Source organism: Microbulbifer thermotolerans (assembly GCF_900112305.1).
In the GTDB taxonomy this organism is placed as follows: Bacteria; Pseudomonadota; Gammaproteobacteria; order Pseudomonadales; family Cellvibrionaceae; genus Microbulbifer; species Microbulbifer thermotolerans.
In genome coordinates this window covers 1-8,167 of record NZ_FOKT01000017.1, presented here as the reverse complement: position 1 = coordinate 8,167, position 8,167 = coordinate 1, and the positions used below count along the sequence as shown (strand labels likewise).

The following is an 8,167-nucleotide window of genomic DNA, read 5'->3' as shown; positions in this document are numbered from 1 at the left end:
GATCCGGGCGAAGGTGGAGCATCCCTTCCGCTACATCAAGCGCGTGTTTGGCTACGACAAGGTCCGCTACCGGGGGCTTGCAAAAAATACCGATCGCCTGTGTCTGTTGGCAGGCTTCACCAACCTGTTAATCGGGAGAAAATACCTGCCCGTCTAGGGGCAGTGCGCCTGAAATCCGCGGATAGCGGGTTTTAGGCAAGGAAACGAGGGGGTATTGCGTGAAAATATCGGAAATTTGAGCATTAAACGTTCATTTTTTGAGCGGCTCAGCTTATACCCAGAAAACGGTGAGTTGATCAGAGGTTCCCTCTAATTGCTTCCAAGGCAATAGCTTATCCAGCTTTTCCAGGAAGAGTTCTCTTCGGGTCTTGCGTTTCATAATCGCGTATTCGGCTTCGGAAAACGTCAGCTGGCTCATAGCTCTCCCTGAAAAATGGATTGCACGGAGAAATTATGCCAAATCTTGGAGTTTTTCAGAGGCTCCCTAACCACTGACTCAGTTTTACCAGCGATACCTTGTGCCCCTCCCGGGACAGCTCTGCCTGCAACGACCTTATGAGTTCTCGTCCTCGTCGAGCAGGCGCTTGAACTTTTTTAGTGCATAAATCTGCAGATGAGCCTCGCCCAATGCTTCCCTGGTTTCTCGAAGTTCGGCTTCATACTGCTCGCGGATATCCTTGGGCCAGCTACGGAAACCATTCTCCATATTGCGCTGCGCCTCTTCAATCCAGGACTCTACCTCTGAGACAGTCAGATCATTCTCACGCGCCACTTCGGTGACGGTTGTCTTGCCCTTAAAGATATCCATGACTACGGCAGCCTTGCGCTTGGCAGCCCAACGTTTAACTGCAGGTTCGCGGCTCACCTCACCCTCCTAACCGCTACGCTATAACCTGTGCAGCTGAGGAGGGGCTCACTTCAGCGACTTGAAGGCCGCGCCGATCCACTCCGAACGGATGATGGTATAGGCATCACATGCGGCCCAGGGACCGCCGGGCTTTTGCTGACACCACTGGGCATTTCTGAACTGTCCCTGACCTGCTCCCCGCTTGCGGCCAACTGAAGCAGCTCGGCAACATCATCATGATCCCACACCAGGTCCTGTACATTCCGATGGCATTTGGTCGTCCACAGAATAAGTGAATCGGCACCTCGCTATTCCAGGAGATCCAGCACTTCTGCTGCCGGATACAGCGGCTCATGTTGGATGATGCCGGCATCCTCCCGACCCGGAGTCCCGACAAAGCGGCTGACAACCTTGTCATTTACCATTATGGCAAGTCCATTTTCAGAATATTCCAATCACTCTCAGGCGATGCCCCACTCGGGCAGCCAATACTCGTGGATACCACAACCCTGCTTTAGTGATGATGCCATCCACTTCTTCACCTCAAAGCCCCATGGATTTCACCATCTCCGCCTCAGTGACCACATCCGGAGTGACCACGGCATCCTGCAGCATCAGCTTGCTGCTCAGCAGCCGATCAAGATCCACGTCGAAAGAATCAAATTCAGGATGCAAGGCGACCGGCAGGTGCACAAATACATCCCGGGTTTGACCGATTCATATCACTTTGCGGTTCGCAGGCCTTCTTTCTTGGCTTCATAATTCGACGAATATGCAACTTTTTAGGCTCTCAGGCGTGAAAACGAAAGGTTTTCATTGATCTTGTATAGAACAACCCATTTAAAATCAAAATGTTATTAGATTTTCAGGGTCGAACAAATAAAATTAACCCCAGCCATTTATCATATATAAATTAAGGGCGATATTCGCTCAACCTAACGTAAATATATCCTTTACCATTTTACGAATATAGCGCAAATCATTTAGGTCCTTTTCTGACTGTTCTGTACGGTAGTCATCACGAAGATCCTGGATTTGGTCTCTAACAGTAGAGACAAGGTTTGATCTTTGATCATCATCATTACTTTTAGAAAAAGAATCTAACTTATCTTTTTTAGACTTCTTCGACTTATTTCCATTCGTATTTCCCGAATCAATCTGTAAAGTTTTAAAAAAAATACCCATGAATGAAGACGTTGATTCTTGTTCTTCCGCCTCTTCATTTTCACTTTCATCATTCATATATTTATCTAAATCAAAATTCGTAAACCTTGCAGGCTCAAACGCGCCGAGCTCTAGAAGATTCAATTCAAGTGCTTTAACAAGGCCTGTTCTCATCTTTCTTTTTTCTATATCCTGCAACAATGCCTCTTCGTAGGCGGATAAAACATCCTCTATCTTCGCCATTACAGAACTCATTGCATGACGAGGCTGATCCCATTCTTCTAAAACTTGCCATAAACTACGCTCGCGATAGCTTAGTTCACCACCATTCTCACTACTGTAAGCGCACAGCCCAGAATAAGGTATACCAGTCATCATTAACTCATCAGCCACTTGATCCAATACTTCATCAAGGCTTACTAAAGGGCGTAGATCTGCTTTGTTTAATACAACATACAGTGGGATATTGATTTCAGCCAGCTCCCACAGGTGTTCCAAATCGTCACGCGGAATAGTTCCATTTGAATCTAGCCCTATCATCCATATTAGGGCCTGCGCTTGAGTAATATACTCTTCAGATGCAGAGCGGTCCCCACTAGTAACACCATCACGATCGCCGGGATTGTAACCAGGAAGGTCAATGAACGCCAGATTCTTATAGGATTTCATTGGCACTTCAAGTGAAATAAAAGGAATCAGGTTTCGCAGATTGAAGCCAAATTCCTCTACAAATCTATGTGATAACCTGGCATACATTTTTTCTGGAATTTCAAAGCAACCACCACCTGATGGGTAGCCATTAATATTCAATTTTTCGCCATGAAAAACATATGTAGGTATTGCTGTAACAGGCTCAATATCTATGGGCAGGGAAAGATCTTCATTCTCAAAAAGACTTGAAATAAAAGATGATTTTCCGCTACTAAAACCACCCGCCACAGCAACAATCGTGCGTTCTGAAAAACCCTTAAGTGATTCAACTAAGCGTAGCTCATCATCCACCGCACGTATTTTCATAACTTGTTCTGCCTCATTTGGCAAAACCGTTACCCTGTTAATAAGTGGCAACAGGTGCTGTGTAACGACCTCATTAAATCTATCATATCTTTCTGATCTTATTTTATTGGGCGATATCGCAGAACACACAAGAGAGTATCGGCTCTCAACCTCAATTAAACGCTCTTTAAATTTGTCAGATTGGTTCTGAAGAGCTTCAATTTTATTCAGAAAATCACAACGCTCACTTTCCGCCTTCTGTTTAAGAGAATCGTAAGATGAGGATATTTCTTCGAGTTTTTCATTAAGCTCTTTAATTTTACATTCAGCCTTATCCCGATAGGTTTGTGCTTCCGCTTCCAAAGATTTATATGATTTTATGGATTGCGCCAAATTCTCGGAGATCTCAGCAGACTTTTTCAGCGTTAAATCCAGTTCCAACCGTGTAGATTTATAGCTCTCAAGAATCTGATCATATTCAGATTTGAGAGCCTGATATTCACATTTTGATGATGCCAGCTTGTCACTTAAATCCTTTCCATTATTTATAGCGGCTGTCAATTCTGACTCTTTTTGCTCTAAGGCCTTGGCTGCATTCTTATAAGAATAAAATGCAAGCTCATACTTATGACGCAGATCTTTTATAGAAGAGAATATTTTCGAGAAAAATTTTTCAGCACCACTAATCTGAATTGGGCCATCTTCTACTTTCAATTTAAATACCCCTCAGTTCAGCATCCATTCTTGAAATTTTCTCAAGTGTTAGCGCCTTATTTTCTATCATTTGTTGTAGGTTCTGCATCTCTTCCTTTAGATCGCTCAGCAGCTCAGAGCCTATGTCCTTATCTGTCATAGAAGATATTGAGTGACGGACTTCATCAATGAAACCGTAACCTGCTTTTTCCAGCACAGACACATACTCATGTGCAGCCTCAATAAAATCATCTACTCTGCTACCCTTTATTTTTCTTGATTTTGCCAACTCTGCGGGCAATTCAGGAATATCAATATCAGGAAAATCAACTATCTTATTAACCACACTTCTGCAGACACTTTGCAGCTGTGTAATGTCGACACTTTCATCACCCATGGCTTCACGTAACTGACGCGAAAGCCCACTGATCAAATCTACGCGCCAACGCAGCATATTTTGAGTAGCACAATCTTTCAGGCCATTTCGCATCAACCGTGATAGCCCCTCAAGTGCACGTCTTACAGGTAAAGGCTTTAAAGTAGATACTGTATATGTTTCTTTTTCATATCCACCTATATCTAACGCTCGTTGAATTTTCCCCAAAAGGCCACTTTTTTCTACAAGGCGATTTTCCTGCTCACTCCCCTCAGCACTTTCTGTCTTTTCGTCTACTACATCGATGGCCCTCTGAATCACCTTCTCCAGCTCCCCAGGCAGGCGCAGGCGCATATCCTCTACTTGATTTTTAAACTCATTGTTTGCGGCAGCTATCCCCTTGGCAGATGCTTGCTGCAATGCATTCAGCTTTTCTTCAATTTGAGCCTTATCACCACTCTCAACATCGTTGCGCCGTTCAGCCAGCCGGTTGATCACGCCCTCTTTCACTTTCAGGAACGTCTGCCACTGGGCATCGATGAAATGACTAGCCTGCTGTTCCAGAATCTGGGCCTTCTTCTGCCGTACAGACTCGATCGCCCGTTCTAGTGATTCTCGACCGGACAACAGAGTCAGGTTGGCGATCATATCTTCGGGGCGGGCAAAATAATCGGGGTAACTTTTTTTTAAATATTTCATGGCATGAGAAGCAGTCGTGTCCTGACTCTCCCCTTTCCCCAAAATCAGAGTTTCACACACACCTGATGTCAGTATCAGGCGTTCAGACTGCTCTGTAGCTATCCGCTTAAGAACTTCATTCTCACATTGTGATAGTGCTCTTTCGGCCTGTTGAGCCATGGTTGTACGGAGCAGGTCAATCGCCACTGGCAATATGCCCTTTGCATCTTTTCGGATACTTGCATGCAATTGGGTATCTGCCTGACTAGCAACGATGAAAATTTCCTGAGTACCCTCTCTGGCAGTTAATCGGTCAGCAAGCTCAAAGTCCTGTTCACTCATAAACTGACCAGTAGGACTGACAATAAATGCAGCATTACACTCTTTTAGTAGCGCATAAGTACGCTGCTCACGAGACTTGACCGGATCATTAACGCCTGGAGTATCGAGAACTTCAATGCCTTTGAGGCTATCCAATGGCATACCCAGGTTCAGCTCACGTGTAAAAGGCATAAAACGGCCATTGGACCCTACATAATCCATTAGCTGTGTATTCAATGCTTCGGCTGAATCTGCCTTTAACTGACGATACTCACCAAGCTCATTAATATCTACATCTGATGCCTTAATTCTCGAATATAGGTCTGCTGCTGCACAGAGATCGCCATCTTCACCTATTTCCCGGATGGCTTTTACGCGTAGTTTTTGATCATCAGGTTCGGGAATTGGTCTTGCACTTCTCTTTTGGCGCTCCGCTATCTCGTCACGATAGATTTTTATTCGTTTCGTTACCTCAGACTCAAACTTCTGATCTTTTGCTTTTAGCTGTTCGATATCATCCAGACCAAAGAATCGAACCTCTGCCGTGAATTCTTTTGCATAACCTATGGATGTCAATGCTGCTGTCATTGGCGTTGCTGCTTTTGGCAGCACTTCTCTTCCGTCAAATAGCAAGGCATTTATCAATGATGACTTCCCTGCTTTAACTCGGCCAATAATTCCTATTTTTAGCTTACGAATTTCCTCTTGAAGCGAGGCCAAGTGGTCACTTATCTGCTTACTGTTATAAAAACCATCAGTTTTTAATTCATTTCTGATAGATGAATCGCAAATATCATCATATTTTGCAACTATAGATTCCAATGAGCGCAGCGACGTTATCAGTCGATCCTGTAGCGTATTCATTATGCAATAACTCCTTCTGCTGACTTACTCATGTCAGCACGAATACGTTTAAGGGCTTCTACAGCGTTTTGTAGCTTCTCCAGCTCTGCTTCTGAAGCTTCAGCAACCTCATTATAAATAGCTCGTTGAGCTTCTACTTTTGCAGTGACCTGGTCTGAAACTGTTTTTATTATTTCACTCTCAATTGAGTTTAGAGAGCTTAGTACTTGTGGACGTACCTGTGCAATTACACCAGGTATAACCTGAGATGAAATAACCTGACGATATTGTTCCGATTCATTTTTTTCACGTAACCTATCAAAAAGATTACCAATAATACCAGGAAGTATGGCAAAAACCACTTTAAGTACAGGATTTGGAATTGACAAAGCAGCAATAGAAAGCGCATCCTTAATTCCACCTCCCTGATGAGCAGGAGCTTTCATTTCTCCTGATGCTTTATTACCACTGAGGCCTACAAGAGCATTCATGGCCTCATTTTCAATAACGGATATCATGTTATTTACCCAGTTGGAACCACCAGAAACAGCGATGCCTCCGACTGAGATATCACCAGAAAACTGGTAAGCCACGTCTGTAGTAATACGGCGCACTACCCGTTGAATTTCGACTGTAAGTGTTGATCGCACCAGATCTCCAACACCACGACTCAAAGCCGCCTCACCTGTGCGTGCCATCATTACAAGCTCATCCAGCGAATTATTGAGAGTTTGCTCAAGCTTACGAATCACCTGCTCAGTCTTCTCACTCAACTGCCCCTGCCCTACTTCAGCAAGCATTCTCTCACGCTCACGCTCTACTTTTTGCAAGGACTGTTCAGCGGCTTTAGTACGTTCGGCTACTTCGGCAGCAGAGGTACTCAAAGCGTTAATTGCGGTATTTACGTGAGAGCTGGCATCAAAGTACAAATTCCTCACGGAACTCAAAACCAATCCATCAAACAACTGATTCACATTGGCTTTGGCCAGAGTTTCTTTCAACGCCGATATATCGTCTTTATTAATACGACCAATTTCACTATCACCTGTCACAAACGACATATGATCAGAGACATATGCATGTATAGCTTCCAGCTCCTCGGGTGAAGCCAAGTCAGTCATCGTTAGGTAAACTTTAACTGACCGACCCAAATCAAGGATTTCTTCAATCCGACGTACGTCCTGGCGGCTTACTGTGCCTGCCTTTGCACTTACCATGTAGAGGTAAAGAGCACCTGTGGTAATGTAACGCAATATCGCTTGGTTGTGTTGATCCAAACCGGAATCAAAACCAGGCATGTCGACCAATACCAATGGTTCAATATCCTTTAGACACTGGGCTTTTACATATACCCTTACAACCTGATATTGATCCGCATGTGCAGAGAGATCAGCCAGGTCATTAATACCATGTTCTGTCCACTCTCCCTTTGCACTCAACGCCATAATACGCTCCGACTCCGAGTAGCGCAGTTCGGTTGGTATTGCTGTTTCTGGAGAAACCTTTTCTGGCAATATCTGACGTTCTATAAGGCTATTTAGGGCTGTTGACTTCCCTGCACTAAAACCGCCAACAAAAGGAACAAAAACATCGCTTTCAGATACAGCCTTTACGACATCATCCAGCTCAGAACTCCACTTTTTATGAACATCACCAAGTAAGGAAGGTGCATGATCTACTGCCAAAGATAGATCCTTACCCAAATCATTCAAGTAAGACAAAAGCTGACTTTTTCTTGCATTTTCCATAATTAAGGAACCTCTGAATAAGTCCCGGACGGATGGGTTAAAATAGCATCGAGTCAACGACAGTAGCAAAAACCATGCACCAAGTCAGCTTTGCTGAAGCCGAATATCGCAACAAGCGCCGCAAGACCCGTCGGGAGATGTTTCTTGAGCAGATGGAATCCCTTGTTCCATGGCAGCTCCTGGAAGCGAAGATCGAGCCCTTCTACCCCAAGGCCGGGCGCGGCCGCCAGCCATACCCACTACGGGTCATGCTGCGAATCCATTGCATGCAACTGTTCTACAACCTCAGTGATCCCGCAATGGAAGGCTCACTCTACGAGATTGAGTCTATGCGCCATTTTGCGGGATTGACGCTGACAGACCGAATTCCGGATGAAACCACCATTCTCAACTTCCGCCACTTGCTTGAACAGCACCAGCTTGGTCGCCTGCTGTTTGAGGAGATCAATAATCACCTTAAGAACCTTGGCATGCTGCTGAGAGAAGGCTGCATCGTGGATG

General features: G+C 44.7%; 8 protein-coding genes. 2 read left to right on the top strand and 6 right to left on the bottom strand.

Features of this window, described 5'->3' with window-relative positions:
* Positions 1-157 (top strand): transposase (locus BM155_RS16470; protein WP_139223265.1); only part of this gene is annotated, 157 nt, incomplete at its 5' end.
* 114 nt (positions 158-271) lie between these two features.
* Here the strand turns inward: BM155_RS16470 and BM155_RS17185 are convergent.
* From BM155_RS17185 to BM155_RS16450, 6 genes are all read right to left on the bottom strand, one after another.
* Positions 272-418 (bottom strand): hypothetical protein, encoded by a 147-nt coding sequence (locus BM155_RS17185; RefSeq protein WP_217641576.1) that lies wholly within the window; start codon positions 416-418, stop codon positions 272-274.
* Positions 419-553: 135 nt separating this feature from the next.
* The gene (locus BM155_RS16465; RefSeq protein ID WP_074904394.1) at positions 554-865 is read right to left on the bottom strand and encodes a DUF1153 domain-containing protein; all 312 of its coding nucleotides are present in this window, start codon (positions 863-865) and stop codon (positions 554-556) included.
* A 525-nt stretch (positions 866-1,390) separates the two neighbouring features.
* Entirely contained in the window at positions 1,391-1,540 is a 150-nt protein-coding gene (locus BM155_RS17345; RefSeq protein WP_175487819.1) for a hypothetical protein, read from the bottom strand.
* 237 nt (positions 1,541-1,777) lie between these two features.
* Positions 1,778-3,721, bottom strand: coding sequence for a GTPase domain-containing protein (locus BM155_RS16460; RefSeq protein ID WP_074904391.1), 1,944 nt, complete (start codon positions 3,719-3,721; stop codon positions 1,778-1,780).
* Between the two features lies 1 nt (position 3,722).
* On the bottom strand, positions 3,723-5,939 hold the full coding sequence (locus BM155_RS16455; protein WP_074904388.1) for a dynamin family protein: 2,217 nt from the start codon (positions 5,937-5,939) through the stop codon (positions 3,723-3,725).
* Positions 5,939-7,666: a dynamin family protein gene (locus BM155_RS16450; protein ID WP_074904385.1), complete on the bottom strand. Its 1,728-nt coding sequence runs from the start codon at positions 7,664-7,666 to the stop codon at positions 5,939-5,941. The genes BM155_RS16455 and BM155_RS16450 overlap by 1 nt, the downstream gene beginning before the upstream one ends.
* A 74-nt stretch (positions 7,667-7,740) precedes the next feature.
* Here BM155_RS16450 and BM155_RS16445 point away from each other — a divergent pair.
* On the top strand, positions 7,741-8,167 hold a 427-nt coding region (locus BM155_RS16445; RefSeq protein WP_139223315.1), incomplete at its 3' end, for a transposase.